This window comes from Micromonospora sp. NPDC049257 (genome assembly GCF_040678915.1).
Classification (GTDB): domain Bacteria; phylum Actinomycetota; class Actinomycetes; order Mycobacteriales; family Micromonosporaceae; genus Micromonospora; species Micromonospora antibiotica.
Window position 1 is genome coordinate 39,251 of the sequence record NZ_JBFAQU010000030.1, and the last position, 20,809, is coordinate 60,059.

Genomic DNA, 20,809 nt, shown 5'->3' on the forward strand with positions numbered 1-20,809 from the left:
TGACGGCGGTCGTGGAACGTCAGGCGGCGTGACGGCCGGCGATGCTGGGTCTGCGACGAGCCGGTCGGGGCCACTCCCCGGCAGGGCGGCGGTCGGGGCTGGTCCCGCTCCCCGGTTCCCGGCCCGGGCGTCCGGGTCAGCTCGGCAGCGGTCCGCCGCCCGCCGGTCCCAGGGCTGCCGCCGTGGCCGTCGGCCAGTGCAGGTCGACCCCCCGCCGCACCAGCTCGGCCTGGAAATCCTCAAGCGACTTGGCACTGTCGCGGACCCCGTGCGGTGAGGTCTGCCGGTCCAGGCAGTACGCGGCCAGCGCGCCGGCGGCCTCCCCGATCGACCACTCGGCCGGGTGCACCCGGTAACAGCCGTTGGTGATGTGGGTGGTGCCGACGGCCTTGCCGGCGGCGATCACGTTGGTGACGCGGGTGGGCAGCAACGCGCCGAGGGGAATCTCGAACGGGTGCGCCGCCACGTCGAGGTAGCCGTCGCCGCCGGTCGTCGGGTGCAGGTCGATGCGGTAGTGACCGGTGCCGACCGTGTCGGGGTAGCCGACCGCACCGGCGGCTCCGCGTACCGCGACCGACAGGTCCTGCTCGGTCGGCGTGGTCAGCGCCACCAGGCGGCGGGCCTCCCGGATGTACGGTGCCTGCGCGAAGCCGTCGACGGTGCCCGTCACGTCCGGGCGTAGCCGCAGACCGGGGTAGCCGGTGCCGCCGTCCGGGCGGGGCGCCTCGGTCTGCAACCAGTACAGGAAGGCACGGCTGGCTTCCCTGGCCCGCCGGACGTGCCGCGCGGCGTCCGGTACGTCGAACAACGGCCCGTCGAGATAGTCGTTCATCGGCCAGTTGACCAGCGTCACGTCGCTGCGGAACAGGCCGGGCCGGAACACCTGCCGGTCGAGGATCCGCCGGTACGTCCACAGCTCCGGCGCGACCAGCCCCTCCTCCATCGACGCCGCCGTCGACCGGGGGTTCGGGGTGAAGCGACCAGTGACCGGTCGGCCGGTCCGCGGATCGGGGTAGGTCCAGCTGAACAGCGGACCCGGCCAGCCGGGTGCCGTGCGGGTCCGCCAGTGGTCGTAGTCGGCCGGCCGGTCCACCGTGTGGTCGCCGTCGACGTGTTCGAGGGCGAAGCAGACCGTGGCGGCCTGCATGTTCAGCGGAGCGGGCCGGTCCGGGGCGCTCGGTTCGCCGGTCTGCGCCTGCGACTCGGTGCCGGTGCGGTGCTCGATGCCGGCCAGGGCCAGCAGCTCACCGGTCTCGCTAGCCTCCAGGACCAGGCTGGCACCGATGTGGCGGACGGTGCCGTCGGCGAGTCGGACGGCCAGGGCGGTCACCGTGTCCCCGTCCGTGTGGGCCCGCTCGACCTGCGCCCGGGTGTGCACGGTGAGCCGCCCCGCCGCGCGCCAGGGGGCGATCATGGCCTGAAGCACGGCCAGCGCCACCCGGGGTTCGTGACACAGCGGGCTGACCCAGCCGTTACCCGGGTTGACCGGTCGGGCCGACCCGTCGGATGCCAGCGGATACCAGCTCCGGTAGTGCTCGCGCACCGCCTGCCGGAACCGCCGGTAGCTGGCCGTCGAGCCGTGTGTCTCGATCCAGGGGTGCTCGTCGGGCGGCACCGCCTGCGAGGTGAGCTGCCCGCCGATCCACCCGTACGGCTCGACGACGGTGACCCGGGCGCCACCCTCGCAGGCGGCCAGCGCGGCGGCGATCCCGCCCACGCCCCCGCCGACGACCAGGATGTCGGTGTGCTCCTCAGCCGTGGTGGTGGACATCAGTCGGCCTCGCCTCGTCGTGCGGTCAGGGAGAAGTGGTAGCGGTCGCCCCGGTAGAGCGACACCGCGCGTTCGACGGCCCGGCCCCGTCCGTCGTAGCCGATCCGGCGCACCTCCAGCAGGGCCGCCGAGGGCGGGATCTCCAGCAGTTCGCACTGCCGCCGGGACGGTACGACGGCGGCGATCATCTGCTGGGCCACGGTGACCTGGATGTGGTAGCGGTCCTTCATGGTCTCGTAGAGCCCGTTGTCGAGGTTCTCCACGAGCAGCCCGGGGAACAGGTCGGCCGGCAGGTGCACCTCTTCCAGGCACATCGGCGAGCCGTCGGCAAGCCGCAGCCGCTCCACCCGGTAGAGCAGTGACCCCTCGGGCAGGCCGAGGTCGGTGGCCGCCGCGTCGCGGGCGACCATCGCGTCCGCCTCGATCAGCTTGCTGCTCGGGAGCAGGCCACGGGCCAGCATGTCCTCGGTGAACCCGCTGAGGCTGGTGCCCTTGGCGATCCGGGTGTCGGAGACGAAGGTGCCCTGGCCACGGATGGTGTAGACCAGGCCGGCGTCGAGCAGTTCACGCAGCGCCTGGCGCAGTGTCGTCCGGCTCACGCCCAACTCCTCGGCGAGGTCCCGCTCGCGGGGCAGCGCCGAGTGCGCCGGCAGGCCGGCGACGCGGTGCCGGAGTTCGGTACGGATCTGGCTCAGTTTGGTGGTCATCACGAATCCAACCGGGGATGCGGGCAGGCCTGCGCGAACCTGCGCGTGGTGTTGACCGGGTCCGAGATGGCGGTGCCGACGACGACTGCCCACGCACCCTCGTCGAACGCCGCCGAGACCTGGGTACGGGTACGGTATCGCCCCTCCGCGATGACCGGAACGGGACAATGTCGACTGAGCTCGCCCACCAGGGCGATGTCCGGCCCGTCCGGCACCGGGCCGGCGGTGTAGCCGGACAGCGTCGTGCCGACCAGGTCGGCGCCGGCATCGACGGCGGCCAGGGCGGCGTCCAGGCTGTCGACGTCGGCCATGAACAGGGCTCCGCCGGTGTGGGCCGCCGCGACGAGGTCGGCCAGTTTCTCCCCGCCGGGCCGGGGTCGACCGGTGGCGTCGGCCGCGACGATCTGCGCCCCGGCCCGGGTCAGTGCGGTCACGTCGGCCTCGCCCGGGGTGATGTAGACCGGGCTGCCGGGGGTGCTCCGCTTGACCAGTCCGACCACCGGCACCCCGAGGTCGACCATGCCCCGCACGTGGGCCACTCCCTGGCCACGCAGACCGGCGGCCCCGCCGAGTACGGCCGCAGCCGCCATCGCCATCATGTGCCCGGTGTCCGTGAACGGGCTGGGGCCCTGGGCCTGGCACGAGACGACCAGGCGTCCACGGATGGCGTCGGCCACGTTCATCGGTGTTCTGCCTTTGCTTCGATGTCGATCTGAACGATGAGTCCGGAAAACGGGGAAGGGACGCCCGGCCCGTCGGTCAGGGCCAGCGCGCCGGCGAGCGGGTCCCCGGCGGCCGGTACCGGCCGGGCGGCGGGGGCCCCGGCGCGTAGGGCCGCGGTGAACGACGGCCACAGCAGGTCCTCGGCGCGGAAGACTCCGCCGGTCCCGGCGACCGGCACCGGGGTCGTGCCGAGCCCGATCCGATGCAGCGCCCCGACCGCCGACTCGGCGAGCAGTTCACCGGCCCGGCACCAGATCCGTCGGGCACCGTCGTCACCGGCGCGGGCCAGTTCGGCGACCGTGCCGGCGAAGCCTGCTATCCGTTCCGGGGTGGGTGGGTCGTCGCGCCAACGGGCCGGCAGCGTCTCCACCGGCCCCCAGGCGGTGTTCACCGCGTCGGCCAGCGGGCCGGGTGCGGTCCGGTCCCGGTCCCGGTCCCGTAGGGCGAGCCGGATCGCGGTACGGCCGATCCAGTGGCCCGACCCCCGGTCGCCGAGGTCGGCACCCCAGCCGTCGGCGCGGGCGGTACGGCCCGTGGCGTCGGCGGCGAGGACCACCGCCCCGGTGCCGGCAGCTACGACCGCGCCAGGGACCGGACCGAGCGCCCCCAGGTATGCGGTCACGCTGTCGTCGGTGACCCGTAGGTGGCCGTACCGGTCCAGGGCACGCAGCCGGGCGGCCAGTGCGGCGACCGCCGGCGGCTGGCCGTTGAGACCGGTCATGCCGACTCCGACCAGCACCGGGGCGTCGGGCACAGGGCCCAGGTCGGCCAGCGCGCCGGCCACCGCGTCGGCGATCCGGGCGTCGGTGTCCCCGGTCCAGAACCCCGGGGTCGCGGCGTGTCCGGTGGACCGGCCGTACCGGGCCACCGCGCGGCAGCCGCCCTGGCCGAGGTCGACGCCGACCCGCACGGGGCCGGTGCCGCTCATCGGGGCACCGCCGCGACCGGTGGCCCGCCGCCGGCCAGGCTGGACTCGGCGTAGTGGCAGGCGACCTCACGCCCGGCGACCGGGCGGAGTTCCGGTTCGACCTCGGCACAACGCGGCTGGGCGAGCCCGCACCGGGTCCGGAACCGGCAACCGGACGGCGGCGAGGCCGGCGACGGCACCTCGCCGGTGAGCAGGATCCGCTCCGCCGGTGGTGCCGCCCATGGACGGGGTACCGGGGCCGCCGAGATCAGCGCCCGGGTGTACGGGTGGGCCGGGGTCCCGTACACCGTCGCGGCCGGTCCGGTCTCCACGATCCGGCCCAGGTACATCACCGCGAGGTCGTCGCTGATGTGCCGGACGACCGACAGGTCGTGCGCGATGAACAGGTAGCCCAGACCCAGGTCCGCGCGCAGGTCGGCGAGGAGGTTGAGGGTCTGCGCCTGGACCGACACGTCCAGCGCGCTCACCGGCTCGTCGCAGACCAGGATCCGCGGCGACATGGCCAGGGCGCGGGCGATGCCGACCCGTTGGCGTTGGCCACCGGACAACTGGTGCGGATAGCGGTCGGCCAGTTCGGCGGCGAGCCCGACCCGGGCCAGCAGCTCGGCCGTCCGGTCCGTCCACTGGTCGCGCGGCACCTGACCACGGTGCACCCGCCAGCCCTCGGTGACGATGAAGGACACCTTCTTGCGCGGGTTCAGCGACGAGTACGGGTCCTGGTAGACCATCTGGATCTGGGTGGTCAACCGGCGTCGGCGGGCCGCGTCGGCGTCGTCGACCCGTTCGCCGGCGTACCAGATCTCGCCGCCGGTGGGTCGGCGGAGGCCGACGATGGCCCGGGCCAGGGTCGACTTGCCGCAGCCGGACTCGCCGACCAGCCCCAGGGTGCGGCCGGTGGTGACGGTCAGGCTGAGCCGTTCCACGGCGTGCACCTCCGATGCCCGGCGCAGCAGGCCGCCCCGGGCCGGATAGCTGACCCGTAGCTGTCTGACCTCAAGCCGCGCCTCGGACGTCGACACCGGCCATCACCTCCTCGGCGTAGTGGCAGGCCGCCTCGTGGCCAGCGGCGACGACCCGCAGCGCCGGCCGGTCGGTGCGGCAGTCCGCCCGGGCGACGGGGCACCGGGGGTGGAACGGGCAACCGGCGGGCGTCGCCAGCGGCGAGGGCGGCATCCCCTCGATCGGGGTCAGCCGCTCGCCGGGGCGGTCCGGTGCGGGCACCGAGGCCATCAACCCCCGGGTGTACGGGTGGGCCGGGGCGTCGTACACGGTGCGCAGCGGACCCGACTCGACGACCGTGCCGGCGTACATGACCGCGACCCGGTCGGCCACGTCGGCGACCACCCCAAGGTCGTGGGTGATGAGGATCATCGCCATCCCGTCGGCCTCGCGCAGTTCGCGCAGCAGGTCCATGATCTGCGCCTGGACGGTCACGTCCAGGGCGGTGGTCGGCTCGTCGGCGATGAGCAGCCGGGGTCGCAGGGCGAGGGCCATCGCGATCACCACCCGCTGCCGCATCCCGCCGGAGAACTGGTGGGGATAGTCGTGCGCCCGGCGGGCCGCATTCGGGATGCCGACCCGCTCCAGGCCGGCCACCGCGCGCCGCCAGGCCTCCCGTCGCGAGGTGCGCTGCCGGACCCGGAACAGTTCGGCGATCTGCTGACCGACCCGCACGACCGGGTTGAGCGCGGTCAACGAGTCCTGGAAGACCATCGCCATCTCGGTGGCGGACAACTCGCGGGTACGCCGTACCGGCAGCGCGGAGAGTTCCTCGCCGTCGTACCGGATGGTGCCGCGTTCGATCGTCGCGCTGTGCCGGGGCAGCAGCGCCATCACCGCGCGGACGGTGACCGACTTGCCGGACCCGGACTCCCCCAGGATGGCCAGTGTCTCGCCCGCGCCGACGGAGAACGAGACACCGTTGAGCGCACGGTAGGTGCCGAGCGGGCCGTCGAACGAGACGACGAGATCGTCGACCGTCAGCAGTGGGTGCGGGGCGTGCGGTGGTGCCACCATCGGGTCCTCCGGGTCCGGTTCTCGGGTCAGCGCAGCGAGATGCCGGCGAAGTCCGGCAGGTCGTTCGGGGTCGGGGTGAATCCCTCGACGCCCTTGCGCAGCACGACGTTGCCGTTGAGGTCGAGCGGGAAGATGCCCACCGCGTCGTCCCAGACGATCTTTCCGGCCTGGGCGTACAGCGCGGCCCGCTTGTCCTGGTCGAGTTCCGCCCGGGCGGCCAGCAGGATGCGGTCCAGTTCCGGGTTGGCGTAGCCGTTGCGCTTGGCGGTCGACAGGTAGAGCCGGGCCAGGGTGAAGTCGGCGTCGCCGGTGACCGTGCTGCCGGTCGTCATCGTGCTGTCCCAGTCGAGCTTGAGCAGCTTGTCCAGCCAGGTGGCCCGTTCCAGCTCCTGGGGCTTGACCACGATGCCGACCTTGGCCCAGTCGCTGATCATCGCGTCGGCGAAGGAGTTCCCGTTGGTGCAGCAGCCGCTGCTCCACATCATGGTGGTGCTGAACCCGTTCGGGTAGCCGGCCGCGGTGAGCAGTTGGCGGGCCTTGGCCGGGTCGTAGGCGTACGGGTTCTGGCTGGCGGAGCCGAAGATGGCCGCCGGCAGCGGGCCGGTGGCCGAGGCTCCGGCCTGGTCGAACAGCGACTTATTGATCTTGGCAAAGTCGACCGCGTGCCACATGGCCTGCCGGACCCGGGCGTCGGTGAACGGCTTACGGGAGCTGTTGAACCAGATGTAGTAGTTGGCGTACGTCGGGAACGACGTGACGGTCAGGTCGCCGTTGCCCCGCAGCCCGGTCAGCTGGTCCGGTGGCAACCCCCAGGTCGCGTCGATCTCGTTGTTCGCCAACGCCGTCACCCGGCCGGACACCTCCGGGATGTAGCGGTACGAGATGCCGGCCAGCTTCGGCTGCTCCCCCCGGTACTTCTCGTTGCGGACCAGGCTGACGGCCTGGCCGGCGGTGAACGAGGAGACCTTGAACGGGCCGGTGCCGTAGGGGGCGTCGAAGAACGCGTTGTCGGCGATCTTGGCGGCCGGGGCGATCCAGAGCAGGGTGAGGTTGCTCAGCACGGTGCCGAGCTGGCTCTTGGTGTGGATGGTCAGGGTGCGCTCGTCGGGGGTGCGGATGTCGTCGACGGTGGCCCACAGCCCGGCCAGCGGCCCCTTGCCGTCGATCAGCGCCTGGAGGGACGCCTTGGCGTCGGCGCTGGTCAGCGGCGTCCCGTCGGCGAACGTCACATCGCTTCGCAGCACGAACTGCCAGGTCAGCGGGTCGGGATTGGTCCAGCTCTCGGCGAGCTTCGGGGCGATCTTCCCGTCGGCGCGCACCACCAGGGTCTCGAAGACCTCCTGGACGACGGTCAGGGTGGGCTGGTCGGCCGAGTTCGCGGCGAACGGGTTCAGCGAGACCACCGGGGTCGGGTTGGCTACCCGCAGGGTGGTGGCGCCGTCGCCGCCGCTACCGGCCCGGTCGTCGGTGCCGAAGGAACAGGCGGTCAGTCCGAGTACGCCGGCGAGGGCCAGCGCACCGATTCGGGTGGTCGGAGATCTCATGTCTTCCCATTTCGCTGACGGTTAACGGGTGGAGAGGTTCGGATCGGAGCGGTCCCGCAGTTCGTCGCCGAGCACGCCGACGCAGACCACGAAGACGGCCAGGGCCAGGCCTGGCAGGGTGGCGATCCACCAGGCGCTGGCCAGGTAGTCGCGGCCGTTGGCGATGGTGGTCCCCCAGCTCGGCGTGCCGGCCGGGATGCCCAGGGACAGGAAGCTCAGCGACGCCTCGGCGACGATGACGAAGCCCAGCTGGACGGTGGCGATGACCAGCAGCGGGCTGGCCACCGCGGGCAGCACGCAGTGCCGTACGACGTGCCACGGCCCCGCGCCGAGGGTGCGCGCCGCGTTGGCGAAGTCCCGGGACCTGGTGGCCAGGGTCTGCGCCCGGGCCACCCGCGCGAAGATCGGCCAGGTGGTGATGGACAGGGTGAGCACGACGTTGGTGACGCTGGAACCGAGCACGCCGGCGACGAAGACGGCGAGCAGGATCGACGGGAAGGCCAGTTGGATGTCGGCCAGCCGCATGACTGTCGCGTCCACCACCCCGCCGAGGTAGCCGCAGAGGATGCCGAGGGCGGCGCCCACCGTGCCGGCCAGCAGCAGGGTCGCCGCGCCGACCAGCAACGAGATCCGGGCGCCCTGCATGATCTGGGGCAGCAGGTCGCGGCCGACCTGGTCGGTGCCGAGCAGGGCCAGGCCGCCGTCGGACATCCGGCTGCCCGGCGGGAGCAGCCGGTCGGCGACGGAGGTCGCGATCGGGTCGTACCGGGCGATCAGCGGCCCGATCACCCCGGCCACCAGATAGCCGGCGATCACCCCGAGGGGGATCCACAGTCGCAGCCGACGACGCCGGCGGCGGGGCACGACGACCGGTGGGGCGTCAGACCCGTCGGGGCGGCCGTCGCCGGTGGGCACGACCGGTGTGCCGAGCACGGCCGAGCCGGGTACGCCGTCAGACACCTTGGTCACCTCTCAGACGCTCTCGCGGACCCGGGGGTCCAGCCGGACGTACAGCAGGTCGACTATGAGATTGATGACGATGAAGATCACCGCGACCGTGATCACGCACGCCTGCACGACCGAGTAGTCGCGGGCGGCGATGGCGTCGGTCATCAGCCGACCCACCCCGGGCCAGGCGAAGACGGTCTCGACGATCACCGCCCCACCCAGCAGGCTGCCGAACTCCAGGCCGGCCACGGTGACGACGGGGATCAGCATGTTGCGCATCGCGTGCCAGCCGACGACCCGGGTCTCGGACAGACCCTTGGCCCGGGCGGTGACCACGTAGTCCTCGTGCAGCACGTCGAGCAGTCCGGACCGGACCAACCGGAGCACCACGCTGAGCAGTGGCAGGGCCAGCGTCACCGCCGGCATGATCATCGCGGCCGGGGAGGCCGCACCGGAGCTGGGCAGCAGGTGCAGGAACCGGGAGAAGACCAGGATCAGCATGATGCCGACCCAGAACGTCGGCAGGGACTGGGTGAGCATCGACAGCACCGAGACCACCCGGTCCAGCACACCGTTGGGCCGGGTCGCCGCCAGGGTGCCCAGCGCGAACCCGAGGACCAGGGCGATGGCGAAGGCGGTCAGCGCCAGGGCGGCCGTCGCCGACAGGTGGGTGAGCACCAGGTTCGTCGCGGCGTCGTGGAGCCGGAACGACTCACCGAAGTCGAGGGTGACGGCACGGCGGAGGAACTGGACGTACTGGATGGGTAGTGGGGCGTCCAGTCCGTACTCCCGGCGCAGCGCCTCGACGGCCGCCTGGTCGGCGTCCGGCCCGAGCACCGCGGTCGCCGGGTCGCCGGAGACCGCCCGCATCGCGAAGAAGACCACCGTCGCCGCGCCGAACAGCACCAGTACCGAGATCGCGAGGCGACGTAGCGCGTAATGCAGCATCCCGACCTCTCAGCTGCCGGGCGGCGGCGACACCGGGCCGCCGGCCAGGGCCGCCTCGATGTCCTCGACGACGGCGACGGCGGCCCGGCCCTCCTCACCGCTGACCGGTGTCGGTCCGCCGCTCAGCGCGGCGTCGACGAAGGCCGCCAACTCGGTACGCAGGTTGTAGGCGCCGCCGCCGTCGCGACTGGGCCAGAAGTACGTGTCCATGAAGCTGGCCACACCGTCGCGGCGGGCGTACATCAGGTCGTTGTGGGATAGGTTCATCTCGAGGATGCCGTGCTCGCCCACGATCCGCAGGCCGGCGTCGGCCCGCGACGGCCGGGAGTGCGGCAGCGTCCAGTTGTTCTCCATCGTGCCGATGGCGCCGTCGTCGAATCGGATCGTGGCGTGCACGACGTCGTGGCTGGGCGACAGCACCTTGCGGCCGACGGCTCCGGTGACCTCGACCTCCCGGCCGGTCACGAAGCGGAGCAGGTCGGCGTCGTGGATGCCGAGGAACCAGGCGACCGAGGTACGGTCCCAGATCCCCTCGCCGACCGCCTGCGAGGTGCACCGCCACACCTTGACGTGCCAGATGTCGCCGAGTTCGCCGGACCGCACCACCTCCCGCAGCCGCAGCACCCGGGGGTCGAAGCGCAGCACCTGACCGATCATCAGCGCGTCGGGGTCGGGCCGGCCGGCGATGATCCGGTCACAACCGGCGCTGGACAGCGCCATCGGCTTCTCCAGCAGCACCCGCTTGCCCGCCGCGAGCGCGGCGAGGGTCGCGTCCTCGTGCAGGTGGTCCGGCGTGCAGATGCTGACCGCGTCGACCGCGTCGAGGAGGTCGCCGAGGTCGGGGACGGCCCGGACGCCGAGGTGCGTCTCGGCCCAGTCCCGGTTGCGCGGCGAGATGTCGGCGACCGCGACCAGTTCGGCCTGCGGCACGTCGCGCAACGCGCGGGCGTGCAACTGCCCCTGGACCCCGATCCCGACGACACCGATCTTTAAGCGGTCCACACCCGGCTCCCACTGTTACACACCACCGAAAGCTAGGTGTGTACCTAGCTGCGATAGTTGTACACCTGCGGGGCAGGCCGCGCAAGGCTCGAATTCGCCCCTGCACTCGGCTCCGACCTGCGGGATTGCGGAATCCGCCCGTACCGCATCGAGGTCGACGACTACCGCACCCGGCCGGGCCGCCGCCCTACCCGGTCGACGCCGCGCCCGGCCCGCGCCGGCACCGGTGCCGTCCGGCGACGGCGGCGCGTCACCAGCGCCACCGGGAGCAGCAGGAGCGCCAGGACCGCGCCGACACCCACCGGCACCCAGCGGGAAGGCCGGTTGGCCGGGTCGGTCGTGTCGGTGATCCAGTCCCGGAGAGTGTCGGTACGGGCGCTGAAGTCGGGTCCCGGATGCGGGCATCCCGGGCCGGTGCTGACCACCGCCACCAGGACGGCAGTGCCGTCCGCCCGCTCCCGGAAGTAGGGTCCACCGGAATCGTGCGGGCACGGGCTGGTGTCCGCCCGGGGCCGCCGGCCGGAGGTCTCGATGACGTCGGCACCCACCCGGCCGACGGTGAACTGCCCGGTCTGGAGCCGGTCCGCCGGGGCCGGCCCGTCTGCCGTGGTCAGGCCGTAGCCGGTCAGCCGGACGACCTCACCCGGCACCGGCGGCGTGTCACCGATCCGCAGCGGCGCGACGCCGGTGATCGGGGTGCCCAACTCGACGAGGGCCACGTCGGCGGCGTCCGACTGGCGGACCGCGATGGCCTCGGCCTGGTGGCCGGCCCGACTGTCGAGGGTCGTCCGGCCGACCATGACCAGGGTCCGGCGGGCCACGACCCGGCTGACGCGTTGCCCGCCGGGGCTGCGGAAGCAGTGCCCGGCGGTGATCACCCAGCGGGGCGCGACCAACGCGCCGGAGCACCAACTGTCCCGGGTGCCGCCACCGGCAACCGGCAGGTCGACCATGGTCAGCCGCACCGAGAACCGGTACGCGCCGTCGGCCGCGTCCTCACCGTGGGCGATCGCCGCCGCCGGCCGGACACCGACGGGGGCGAGGGTGAGCGCGGTGGCGGCCAGCGCGACCATGACACAATTCGTGGCGAGTCGGAGCAAGGTGTCACCAACCTGTGCGATCGGGAGCAGGAACTGCTCCGATGCTGAGGGGCCAGCCGTGGGTGCCGCGTCAGCGGCACCCTTATCGGTTCTTTATCCGGCGGGTGTCAGCCTTGCCGACGGTCCCGGACACCCTGGAACGAGCGGCGGGAGACGTAGTGCGGGTGCTGATGGCTGACGACGAGCGGGTGCTGGCCGACATGGTGGCCGAAGGGCTACGCCGGTTGTCCATGGCCGTCGACGTGGTCTACGACGGCGACAGCGCCCTGGAACGGCTCGCGGTCAACCGCTACGACGTGGCCGTGCTCGACCGGGACATGCCCGGCCATACCGGTGACGACGTGTGCCGGTGGATCGCCGGCTCCGGCACCGGGACCCGGGTGCTGCTGCTGACCGCCGCGGCCGGCATCCGCCAGCGGGTCGAGGGTCTCGGCCTGGGCGCGGACGACTACCTGACCAAACCGTTCGCCTTCGCCGAACTCGCCGCCCGGTTGCAGGCGCTGTCGCGACGCTCGACGCCGGCGCTGCCCCCGGTGCTGGAGCAGGACGGCATCGTGCTGGACGTCACCCGGCACACCGCCTCCCGCGACGGGCTGCCGCTCTCGCTGTCCCCCAAGGAGTACGCCGTCCTGCACGTGCTGATGCGCGCCGCTGGCCGGGTGGTCAGCGCCGAGGACCTGCTGGAGCAGGCCTGGGACGAGCACACCGACCCGTTCACCAACACGGTACGGACCACCGTGATGACGCTGCGCCGCAAGCTCGGCGACCCGCCGGTGATCCACACCATCCCCCGCGTCGGCTACCGGCTCGGCGCATGAGGTTCCCCTCCCCGGCCCGGCGGATGCTCCTGGTCGTCGGGGTGCTCCTGCTCGCCGCCCCGTTGGTGACGCCGGCCGCCGACCTCCTGCTCTCGCTGTGGCGGGAGTTCGGCCCGTCCTGGTGCGCCAGACCCGAGTGGCAGGCGCCGGACGGTGACGCCTCGTTCGCCTGCGTGCAGGTGTTCCGCCGGCCCCGCATTCCCCAGGCGATCGCCCTGACGGTCGTGCTGCTGAGCATGCTGGCGGCCTGCCACCCGGCCGTCCGCTGGTGCCTGCGTCCGCTGCGGGACCTGGCCCCGGTGATCGCCAACGTCGGCCCGCAGAACCTGGGTCACCGGCTGAAGCCCGGCCCGGGCCGCGACGAACTGGCCGTCCTGGGCCGCACCATCGACGAGATGATGGACCGGATCGCGGTGGGCTACGAGGCCCAGCGCCGGTTCGCCGCCGACGCGTCACACGAGTTGCGGACCCCGCTCGCCGTCCAGCGCACCCTGATCGAGGTCGGCATGGCCCGCAGCCTCAACGACGACCAGCTCGCGCTGCTCACCGCGCAACTGCTGGAGACCAACGAACGCAACGAACGCCTGATCGAGGGGCTGCTGGTGCTCAGCGAGAGCGACCGTGGCCTGCTGACCCGTACCCCGTTGCGGCTCGACCGGATCGTCGCCACGGTGCTCGATGCCCACCGGGCCCGGGCCGACGGGGCCGACGTCACGATCACCAGCCAACTGAGCCCACGGCTGGTCGTGGGCGAGCAGGTGCTGCTGGAGCGGCTGGTCGCCAACCTGGTGCAGAACGGCGTGAAGTACAACCGGCCCGGCGGGACCCTGGAGGTCCGGGTGGGCACGGAGCCCGCGCTGGTCGTCGAGAACACCGGCGACGACGTGCCACCGGACGAGGTCGCCGCCCTGTTCGAGCCGTTCCGGCGCAGGTCCGGTGTCCGCATCGACCACAGCGGCGGCGCGGGCCTCGGCCTGTCGATCGCCCGCTCGATCACCCGGGCCCACGAGGGCATCATCACCGCGTCCGCCCGTGGCGGGGACGGGCTGCGGGTGCAGGTCTCGTTCCCCACGGTGGACGACGGCCCGGGGGCCGGACCGGCCGACGGCTGAGCCGCCCGCCCGGTTCCGACCCCCGGCGTCACGTCGTCAGACGGTGGTGCGGGACCACTGCTGGTTGGCGCCGGTGTTGCAGGTGTACTGCTTGAGCACCTGGCCGTCGGCGGTTGACGAGGCCGGCACGTCCACGCACTTGTTGCTGTGCCGGGCCCGGAGCTGGAAGTAGCTGCCGTTGGTGACCATCTGGAACTGCTGGTTGGTGCCACTGCCGCAGGTGTACTGGATGAGTTCGGCACCGTCGGCCGTGGAGGCGCTGGTCACGTCGAGGCACTTTCCGCTGTGCCGGCTGACCAGCCGCCACCAGCCGCTGCCCGCGTCGACGAACTGCCACTGCTGCCAGGCGTTGCCGGCGTAGGTGTACTGGCCGACCCGCGCGCCGTTGTCGGTGTTGGGCTGCTGCACGTCCATGGCCTTGCCGCTGTGCCGCACGGTGACCCGGTAGTACGTCCCGGTGCTCGGGGGCGGCGTCGTGGGGCCACCGCCGACGGCGTCACCCCACCCGTAGCGGACCCGGTCGGCGCCGGAGGGGTTGCGGACGGTCAGGTTGAGGTCGGTGCCGGTGCCGGTGAGCGCGTACATCGAGTACCAGTCGTAGCCGATGGTGCCGGGCTTGCCACCGAGGGCGGGCCAGTAGGTGCCGCCCATCTGGTTGTCCCGCATCACCTGGGCCATCGCCCGGATGTAGCGCACGAAGTTGTCGGTGCTGTTCGCGTCGGCGTAGTTGCGGCCGTCGTTCATCGGCGCGCCGTACTCGGTCGCGACCGCGCGGGAGGCGCAGTTGCCCAGGCGGGCCTGAATGTGACCGAGGAAGGCGTCGTAGGTCATCGCGCCGTAGAAGAAGGCGTAGTAGTGGAAGGAGAGCAGCGTGGCGTTGAAGCGGCTGTCGTTGCAGATGTCCCGCAGGTCCTGGCTGAAGCCGGTGCCACCGATCAGCACCCGGCCGGGCGGTGCCGAGGGGTGGGAGCTGAGCCAGTTCGCCGCGACGTTGCGCCAGTCCGCCGAGCTGTAACCGTGCGGTTCGTTCATCGGCTCGAAGTAGACGTTGGGGTTGGTGCCGTAGGTGTTGGTCACCGTGGTCCACATCGCGTTCCACGCGGCGAGGTTGGTGATCCGGCCGCCAGAGGCCGCGCCGTCCTCCCAGTAGGCCAGGATGACCTTGAACCCCCGGGCGGTGGCCGCGTCGATGGCCCCCCGGTACGCCTCCCACCACGCCGTTCCCACCGTGTGGGTGTTGACGGGCAGCCGCACGGTGTTGATCCCCATGGTGGCGGCCATGTCGTCGTAGAGGGCGTTGGCCTTGGCGCGTACCGTCGCGTTGCTGTCGGATGCGCTGAGACCCTGCACGACGAGCGGGCCGGTGCTGAAGTTGTCCCCCAGCACGGCCCAGTTCATGCCCCGGAACGCACTGGTGGCGGCGGTGGCCGGCGACGACGCGACCACCACCCCGCCGACCAGCGCGGTCGCCGCGGCCAGCAGCGCGACCAGCAGCCGACGTGGCGACCGGACACGGCGGGACGGTGCAGGGACGTCGCCGGCACGCGCCGGGGTCCGGGGCAGGAATTGGTCGATCACGTGACCTGGCCTCTCTGGGGTCGGACCACGGACGGGGTCGTCCGGGTGGCCTCGGCAACGGACAACGACGGGAGACCTCCGGTCGGGCCGACGGTCGCCCCCACCCGTGGCACGACACCGGTGCGACCGACCACCCCCGCTCCCCGGGCCGCCCCACACCGGGGCCGCCCGCGGTGGTCGACCGGGCCCACGGTTGCCGCCGGGGCCGGACACCGCCGTTACGAGTCGCCCGCATGTTAGCGTTAACATAGCGGCGGGCGGGTCCGTCCCGGGAACTCCCGACCCCGGTCTGGGTGACGTGCCGAACGAGCAGTTCCAGAGCACTTCGCGGGAGTGCCGCCGAAGTATCCTGGTTGTTACGTGCGCATTGCAGACCAGTGTTAGCGATCGCATCAGGAGTGTCAAGGCATCGACGATGCTCGCCGTGTCGACGGGTCGAACCGACCTGACCGTGCGCCTGCCCGGCCCGCAGGGCCGTCAGTCACCGCCCCCCGGGCGGGCCACCGGCTCGCCGCCGATGCAGCCGACCTTCACCTCGAACTCCCCAGCCGGGCCGGCGAAGGTCACCTCCGCGTCGTCGTCCGGCCCCCGGTCCACGTCCTTGACCCGGTAGTCCTGGGCCGGTGCCCAGGAGACCAGCCGCACGTCGGCCCCCACGCACTCGGCGACCGCCGTACCCCCCGGGGTAGAGAAGCTGCGGCGCAGGCCGGGCGTCGAGGAGGCCGCGGCCGACGACGGCCCGGGACCCGCCGGGCCCGGCGACGCGGTGGCCGGCGTCGCCGGGGCCGGCGCCGCCAACGCCCGCTCGACCTCGGCCTGGCTGCGCACCCCACCGGGCGTGCCGGTGATGCTCTCGCCGACCAACCGGATCGCGGCCACCCCGATCAGGGTGGCGAGCACGGCGGCGGCCAGCCAGCCGGCGGTGGCGAGGAACGCGCGACGACCCATGCCCCGACTATGCCGGATCGGCCGCCAAGCCCCGCACGGCGCGAGGATAAACGAGGGTTAACGAGTGACCCGGCCGCCGGCGGACCGGCTAGCCTGCCAAGCTGTGGTGCACCTGCCCCACCCGGCGCGGTGGCCGTGAGCAGGCTCGCCCGCCCCTGCGGCGGGGCCGCCGGGGTGCGGCCGGACAGGAGGACGGATGAGACGGCGGTTGGCGCTCCTGGTCGCGGCGACCACCTGCCTGACCCTGGTCGCCTTCCTGGTGCCGCTGGCCCTGCTGGTGCGCACGGTCGCCGAGGACCGGGCCACCGTCCGGGCCACCGCCGACGTGCAGGGGCTGGTGCCGGTGGTCGGCACCGCCGACACCGCGACGATCCGGTTGACCGTCGAGCAGCTCACCGCCGAGTCGGGTCGACCGGTCAGCGTCTACCTGCCCGACGGCACGGTGCTCGGCGCGCAGGAACCGCGTACCCCCGCGGTGGCCCTCGCCGCCCGGGGCCAGAGCCTCACCGCGGAGCTGGACGGCGGTCGGGAGATCGTAATCGCGGTGCAGGGCCGACCCGACGGCACCGGGGTGATCCGCACCGTGGTGCCCCGGGCCGACGTCACTGCCGGGGTGGCCCGCGCCTGGCTGGTGCTGGCCGCGCTCGGCATCGTGCTCGTGCTGCTCGGCCTCGCCGTCGCCGACCGGCTGGCCCGCACCCTGGTCCGGCCGATCACCGAACTCTCCTCGGTCTCGCACCGGCTGGCCAACGCCGAGCTGACCGCCCGCGCCGAACCGGCCGGCCCACCGGAACTGCGCGAGGTCGCCGGTGCGCTCAACCACCTGGCCGCCCGGATCCAGGTGCTGCTGCGCGAGGAACGCGAGCAGGTGGCCGACCTGTCGCACCGGTTGCGTACGCCGCTGACCGCGCTCCGGCTGGAGGCGGAGTCGCTGCGCGACCCGGACGACGCGGCCCGGGTGGCGGCGGCCGTGGACGGGTTGGAGCGGGCGGTCACCGGCCTGATCCGGCAGGCCCGCTGGCGCAGCGTCCCCGACGACACCGGCCCCGGCACGGTCACCGCCGACGCCGCCGCGATCGTGGGCGAACGGGTCGCCTTCTGGTCGGTGCTGGCCGAGGACACCGGCCGCACGGTCGACCTCGACCTCGCGGCCGGGCCGCTGCCGGTCGGGGTGCCCGCCGACGAATTGGCCGCAGCCGTGGACGCCCTGCTGGGCAACGTCTTCGCGCACACCCCGGACGGCACCGGGTTCACCGTCCGGTTGACCCGGGAGGCCGCCGGCGCCGCCCTGACCGTCGCCGACGCGGGACCGGGGATCCCGGCCGGCCTGATCGAGCGGGGTGCCAGCCGGGCCGGGTCGACCGGTCTCGGGCTGGACATCGCCCGCCGCGCCGCGCAGGCCAGCGGCGGACAGCTCGACCTGGGTGGTGGCGCGGCGGGCGGCGCGGTCGTGACACTCCGGCTCGGACCGCCCGGGTCGTCCTTAACCGGAGCTTAGGGTCGGCACAGCGCGCCGCTATCCACCGCCGGGGCACGCTCACTGCAACAACCGAGAAACCCCGGAGGTACGCACCATGAAGCGCACATCCCTGCTCCTGGCGGCCGCGGGCGGCGCCGTCGTCCTCGCCGTCACCGGCACGGCGCTCGGCGTGTCCGCCGCGGAACGGGCACCGGTCGCCACGCCCACCGCCGAGACGACCGCTCCCGCCCCGGTCGACCCGAGTGCCACCGCCTCCACGCCCGGCACGCCCGGTGGCACGCCGACGACCGGTTCGCCGGCTCCCGGTGGCAGCACCGCCCCGACCACCGACGACGCGGTCAGCCAGCAGCGTGCCGGCGAGATCGCCCTGGCCAAGGTGGGCGCTGGTCAGATCACCGAGATCGAGCGGGAGCAGGAGGAGGGCCGCCCGGTGTGGAGCGTGGAGATCATCAACGGCGACACCGAGCACGAAGTCGAGGTCGACCGGGAGAACGGCGCCGTCGTCAAGTCCGAGCAGGAGAAGGCGGACGACGACGACAGGTCCGGCAAGGACGACGACGACGATGACGACTCGGACGACGGTGACGACGACTGACCGGTCGGCGACCGCGCCGACCGCACTGCCCCGACGCCACCCTGGCCGCCGACGGCGGTGAGCTGAGTGCCCCGGCGGATTCCGCCGGGGCACGTCGCCGCCGGTGCCCGGTCGTCAGGTTCAGAAGGTGTGCAGGTCCACCGCGAGACCGCCGGTGCCGGAATGGCTGACCGCGACCCAGTCCCGCCCCGCCCCGGCGAGCCAGCCGGGGTAGCGGCCGAGCTCACGACCGGTGCCGACGTCGTACACCAGCACCTGCGGTCGGCCGTCCTCGGCCCCGCTGACCGCCACCAGTCCCCCGGTGACCGCCGACCGCCAGCTCGCCGACGTGCCGGGCAGCGCCGGATCCGGCGCGGTCCACCGGGACGCGCCGGTGGCCAGGTCGAGCAACGCCAACCCGCCCGTGTCGGCCTTGTCGCGCACCAGCACCGACCGGTCGTCACCATCGATCGGTACGCCGGCGGCGGCCCCCTTCCAGACCGTCGCGCCGGTGCGCAGGTCCACCAGTTGCGGTCGCTCGTCGGCGGTGACCGCGACGAGCCGGGTGCCGCTGCCGATCAGGGTCTGCCCGCTGCGGTCGTGGACCAACCGCTTGGCGCACTCGCCGTTCTCCCGGCGCCCGCTGTAGACCACCCCGGACCAGCCCCGGCCTCCACTGGCCGCCTGGACGCTGGTGATGCTGACCGTGCAACGCTGGTCACCCTTGGGCGGATCGTTGTCGGTGCTCACCAGCAGGTCACCGGCGACGAACCCGTACCAGGCCCGGTTCGGCAGCCGCCCGGCACCGGTCCGGCCGGTGGTCGGGGCGACGGGGGTGTAGGTGGCCGGGCGGTCGGACGTGCTCAGCCGTACCGCCACGTACCGGCCGGCAGCCGGCGCGTACGGCGTGCGCGCGCCGAGGGTCACGTCGCTCACCCGAGCGAACCGGTCGGAGGGCAGTTTCCACAGTTGGCGACCGGTCTGCACGTCCCGGCCGATGATCGCGCAGGTCGCCGACCTGCCGGTGCCGGCACATTCCCGGGCGTAGACGGCCCGGTCGTCGACGACGACGTCCTGGGTCTCCGCCGCCCGCCACCGGGTGACGCCGGTGGCCGCGTCGAGCACCTCCACACCGCCGTCGTCGTTGTCGCCGGCCACGATCGACCCGCCGACGACCACGTAGCGGTAGCCGGTGGTGAACGGGTGCCGCCACCGGTCCTGCCCGGTGGCGCGGTCCACGGCGCGCAGTTCCCGCTCGTCGGGCACGACGATGAGCTGCCCGACCTCGGCCAACTCCTGGTCCAGCCGCCGCACCGGTGCCGACCAGGCCGGCCGGGGGCCGGCCGGGGCGGGCGAGGCGCTGCCGTCGCGCAGGCTCTCCTGGGTCTCCTCGACCCGCACGGGTGGCGGCTGCGCCCGTTCGGCCCGGGGCGCGGCGCAGCCGACGAGCCCGACGACCAGACTCAGGGCGACGACGGCGCTGCGCCGACGGGCGGGGTGGTACGACGGCGACAACGGTCTCTCCCTCGATCGGCCGGCCAGAGCCGCCACCCTAGGGCCTCGACGCACACCCCGCCCGTCGATCGCCGGTGACCAGGCACGGCCGTCGGATAGCGGGTCCTCGCGGGTCGGCGGCGGCGTGCGGGGGCGGGCCCGTGCTCCCGGCCGGCCGGTCGTCGCGCGGTGCGGGTCGTAGGGTTCACCACATGCCGACCAGCTGTCCTGACGCCGTCCTGAACGACTCTCCGTCCGGCCCACCGGCCACCACGGCGGCGGCGCGGGCGTGAGGGACTTCGCCGCACTCCACCGCACCGGCGATCCGTTGGTCCTGCCGAACGTGTGGGATGTCGCCTCGGCCCGCGCCCTGGTCGACGCCGGGTTCCCGGCGCTCGGTACGACCAGCCTCGGCGTCGCGGCCGCCAACGGCCTGCCCGACGGGGTCAACGCCGCCGACGCCGACACCCTGCGCCTCACCCGGAGCCTGGCGACCCTCCCGGTCACCGTCACCGTCGACATCGAGACCGGCTCGGTCGACGCCGCGGTCGCGGTGGCGCAGGCGGGAGCCGTCGGGGTGAACATGGAGGACGCCATGGGTCCGGCCGACACGCACGCCACGCTGATCCGCTCGGTGAAGCGGGAGGTCCCCCACCTGTTCGTCAACGCCCGGACCGACACCCACTGGCAACGCCCCGGCGACCTGACGGAGGCCCTGCGTCGGGTCCGGCGGTACGCGGACGCCGGCGCCGACGCCGTGTTCGTTCCCGGTCTGGCGGAGCCCGCCGACATCGCCGCCGTCGTGGCGGCGGTCGACGTCCCGGTGAACGTCCTCTTCCTGCCCGGACGGCACACCGTCGCCGCCCTGACCGAGCTCGGCGTACGACGGATCAGCACCGGTTCCCTGCTCTTCCGCGCCGCCCTCGCCGCCACGGTGGAGACGGCCCTGGCCGTCCGCGACGGCCATCCGGTACGCGGGGACCTTCCCTCCTACGCGCAGGTCAACGCCGGGCCCGGAGCCTTCTGACGCCGACGGACGGCGCACCCACCGGGGCCGCCGCCCCGCCCGGCCGACCGTTGCCACCGTCGTTCGGCCACCTGCCAACGGCCATCGCGGC

The 20,809-nt window shown here is 73.3% G+C and carries 19 protein-coding genes; 5 read left to right on the forward strand and 14 right to left on the reverse strand.

Features of this window, described 5'->3' with window-relative positions; all coding sequences use genetic code 11:
- Nucleotides 1-136 precede the first annotated feature (136 nt).
- From AB0K25_RS28145 to AB0K25_RS28195, 11 genes are all read right to left on the reverse strand, one after another.
- Nucleotides 137-1,771, reverse strand: a complete 1,635-nt coding sequence (locus AB0K25_RS28145; protein WP_363823624.1) for an FAD-dependent oxidoreductase — start codon at nt 1,769-1,771, stop codon at nt 137-139.
- Nucleotides 1,771-2,478: a GntR family transcriptional regulator gene (locus AB0K25_RS28150; protein WP_141723122.1), complete on the reverse strand. Its 708-nt coding sequence runs from the start codon at nt 2,476-2,478 to the stop codon at nt 1,771-1,773. The genes AB0K25_RS28145 and AB0K25_RS28150 overlap by 1 nt, the downstream gene beginning before the upstream one ends.
- Entirely contained in the window at nt 2,478-3,161 is a 684-nt protein-coding gene (locus AB0K25_RS28155; protein ID WP_208570571.1) for a putative N-acetylmannosamine-6-phosphate 2-epimerase, read from the reverse strand. Before AB0K25_RS28155 ends, AB0K25_RS28150 begins: the two co-directional genes overlap by 1 nt.
- Nucleotides 3,158-4,129 carry a BadF/BadG/BcrA/BcrD ATPase family protein gene (locus tag AB0K25_RS28160; RefSeq protein WP_363823627.1) on the reverse strand — a complete coding sequence of 324 codons (972 nt, stop codon included), beginning with the start codon at nt 4,127-4,129 and terminating at the stop codon, nt 3,158-3,160. Before AB0K25_RS28160 ends, AB0K25_RS28155 begins: the two co-directional genes overlap by 4 nt.
- Nucleotides 4,126-5,082 carry an oligopeptide/dipeptide ABC transporter ATP-binding protein gene (locus tag AB0K25_RS28165; protein ID WP_255598013.1) on the reverse strand — a complete coding sequence of 319 codons (957 nt, stop codon included), beginning with the start codon at nt 5,080-5,082 and terminating at the stop codon, nt 4,126-4,128. The genes AB0K25_RS28160 and AB0K25_RS28165 overlap by 4 nt, the downstream gene beginning before the upstream one ends.
- A gap of 40 nt (nt 5,083-5,122) precedes the next feature.
- Nucleotides 5,123-6,145, reverse strand: a complete 1,023-nt coding sequence (locus tag AB0K25_RS28170; protein WP_208570568.1) for an ABC transporter ATP-binding protein — start codon at nt 6,143-6,145, stop codon at nt 5,123-5,125.
- A 26-nt stretch (nt 6,146-6,171) separates the two neighbouring features.
- The gene (locus AB0K25_RS28175; protein WP_219460611.1) at nt 6,172-7,689 is read right to left on the reverse strand and encodes an ABC transporter substrate-binding protein; all 1,518 of its coding nucleotides are present in this window, start codon (nt 7,687-7,689) and stop codon (nt 6,172-6,174) included.
- Nucleotides 7,690-7,710: 21 nt separating this feature from the next.
- Complete coding sequence (locus AB0K25_RS28180) at nt 7,711-8,658, reverse strand: ABC transporter permease (RefSeq protein ID WP_363823630.1); 948 nt, start codon at nt 8,656-8,658, stop codon at nt 7,711-7,713.
- 3 nt (nt 8,659-8,661) lie between these two features.
- On the reverse strand, nt 8,662-9,585 hold the full coding sequence (locus AB0K25_RS28185) for an ABC transporter permease (protein WP_219460605.1): 924 nt from the start codon (nt 9,583-9,585) through the stop codon (nt 8,662-8,664).
- Nucleotides 9,586-9,594: 9 nt separating this feature from the next.
- The gene (locus AB0K25_RS28190) at nt 9,595-10,587 is read right to left on the reverse strand and encodes a Gfo/Idh/MocA family oxidoreductase (protein WP_219460603.1); all 993 of its coding nucleotides are present in this window, start codon (nt 10,585-10,587) and stop codon (nt 9,595-9,597) included.
- A gap of 161 nt (nt 10,588-10,748) precedes the next feature.
- Nucleotides 10,749-11,660, reverse strand: coding sequence for a trypsin-like serine protease (locus AB0K25_RS28195; RefSeq protein ID WP_363823634.1), 912 nt, complete (start codon nt 11,658-11,660; stop codon nt 10,749-10,751).
- Nucleotides 11,661-11,845: 185 nt separating this feature from the next.
- Between AB0K25_RS28195 and AB0K25_RS28200 the strand changes: the two genes are divergently transcribed.
- Entirely contained in the window at nt 11,846-12,505 is a 660-nt protein-coding gene (locus AB0K25_RS28200; RefSeq protein WP_219460596.1) for a response regulator transcription factor, read from the forward strand.
- Nucleotides 12,502-13,617, forward strand: coding sequence for a HAMP domain-containing sensor histidine kinase (locus tag AB0K25_RS28205; RefSeq protein ID WP_363823638.1), 1,116 nt, complete (start codon nt 12,502-12,504; stop codon nt 13,615-13,617). Before AB0K25_RS28200 ends, AB0K25_RS28205 begins: the two co-directional genes overlap by 4 nt.
- Before the next feature lie 36 nt (nt 13,618-13,653).
- On the opposite strand, the gene AB0K25_RS28210 is transcribed toward AB0K25_RS28205, so the two are convergent.
- Together AB0K25_RS28210 and AB0K25_RS28215 are read right to left on the reverse strand one after the other, a co-directional pair.
- Nucleotides 13,654-15,195, reverse strand: a complete 1,542-nt coding sequence (locus AB0K25_RS28210) for an RICIN domain-containing protein (RefSeq protein ID WP_308290682.1) — start codon at nt 15,193-15,195, stop codon at nt 13,654-13,656.
- Nucleotides 15,196-15,672: 477 nt separating this feature from the next.
- Nucleotides 15,673-16,143, reverse strand: coding sequence for a septum formation initiator (locus tag AB0K25_RS28215; protein ID WP_219460588.1), 471 nt, complete (start codon nt 16,141-16,143; stop codon nt 15,673-15,675).
- 196 nt (nt 16,144-16,339) lie between these two features.
- On the opposite strand from AB0K25_RS28215, the gene AB0K25_RS28220 reads away from it, so the two are divergent.
- Both AB0K25_RS28220 and AB0K25_RS28225 read left to right on the forward strand, forming a co-directional pair.
- Nucleotides 16,340-17,641 carry a HAMP domain-containing sensor histidine kinase gene (locus AB0K25_RS28220; RefSeq protein WP_208570559.1) on the forward strand — a complete coding sequence of 434 codons (1,302 nt, stop codon included), beginning with the start codon at nt 16,340-16,342 and terminating at the stop codon, nt 17,639-17,641.
- A gap of 76 nt (nt 17,642-17,717) precedes the next feature.
- Entirely contained in the window at nt 17,718-18,218 is a 501-nt protein-coding gene (locus AB0K25_RS28225) for a PepSY domain-containing protein (RefSeq protein WP_357534012.1), read from the forward strand.
- 120 nt (nt 18,219-18,338) lie between these two features.
- Here AB0K25_RS28225 and AB0K25_RS28230 read toward each other — a convergent pair whose 3' ends face one another.
- On the reverse strand, nt 18,339-19,712 hold the full coding sequence (locus tag AB0K25_RS28230) for a PQQ-binding-like beta-propeller repeat protein (protein ID WP_363823641.1): 1,374 nt from the start codon (nt 19,710-19,712) through the stop codon (nt 18,339-18,341).
- 268 nt (nt 19,713-19,980) lie between these two features.
- Here AB0K25_RS28230 and AB0K25_RS28235 point away from each other — a divergent pair, with 268 nt between their 5' ends.
- Nucleotides 19,981-20,718 (forward strand): isocitrate lyase/phosphoenolpyruvate mutase family protein, encoded by a 738-nt coding sequence (locus AB0K25_RS28235; RefSeq protein WP_363823643.1) that lies wholly within the window; start codon nt 19,981-19,983, stop codon nt 20,716-20,718.
- Nucleotides 20,719-20,809: the final 91 nt, after the last annotated feature.

Coding starts and splice junctions, on each gene's coding strand:
- AB0K25_RS28215 (WP_219460588.1), bottom strand. CDS start 16,143: ATGGGTCGTCGCGCGTTCCTCGCCACCGCCGGCTGGCTGGCCGCCGCC.
- AB0K25_RS28220 (WP_208570559.1), top strand. CDS start 16,340: ATGAGACGGCGGTTGGCGCTCCTGGTCGCGGCGACCACCTGCCTGACC.
- AB0K25_RS28150 (WP_141723122.1), bottom strand. CDS start 2,478: ATGACCACCAAACTGAGCCAGATCCGTACCGAACTCCGGCACCGCGTC.
- AB0K25_RS28225 (WP_357534012.1), top strand. CDS start 17,718: ATGAAGCGCACATCCCTGCTCCTGGCGGCCGCGGGCGGCGCCGTCGTC.
- AB0K25_RS28155 (WP_208570571.1), bottom strand. CDS start 3,161: ATGAACGTGGCCGACGCCATCCGTGGACGCCTGGTCGTCTCGTGCCAG.
- AB0K25_RS28185 (WP_219460605.1), bottom strand. CDS start 9,585: ATGCTGCATTACGCGCTACGTCGCCTCGCGATCTCGGTACTGGTGCTG.
- AB0K25_RS28170 (WP_208570568.1), bottom strand. CDS start 6,145: ATGGTGGCACCACCGCACGCCCCGCACCCACTGCTGACGGTCGACGAT.
- AB0K25_RS28145 (WP_363823624.1), bottom strand. CDS start 1,771: ATGTCCACCACCACGGCTGAGGAGCACACCGACATCCTGGTCGTCGGC.
- AB0K25_RS28205 (WP_363823638.1), top strand. CDS start 12,502: ATGAGGTTCCCCTCCCCGGCCCGGCGGATGCTCCTGGTCGTCGGGGTG.
- AB0K25_RS28160 (WP_363823627.1), bottom strand. CDS start 4,129: ATGAGCGGCACCGGCCCCGTGCGGGTCGGCGTCGACCTCGGCCAGGGC.
- AB0K25_RS28195 (WP_363823634.1), bottom strand. CDS start 11,660: ATGGTCGCGCTGGCCGCCACCGCGCTCACCCTCGCCCCCGTCGGTGTC.
- AB0K25_RS28175 (WP_219460611.1), bottom strand. CDS start 7,689: ATGAGATCTCCGACCACCCGAATCGGTGCGCTGGCCCTCGCCGGCGTA.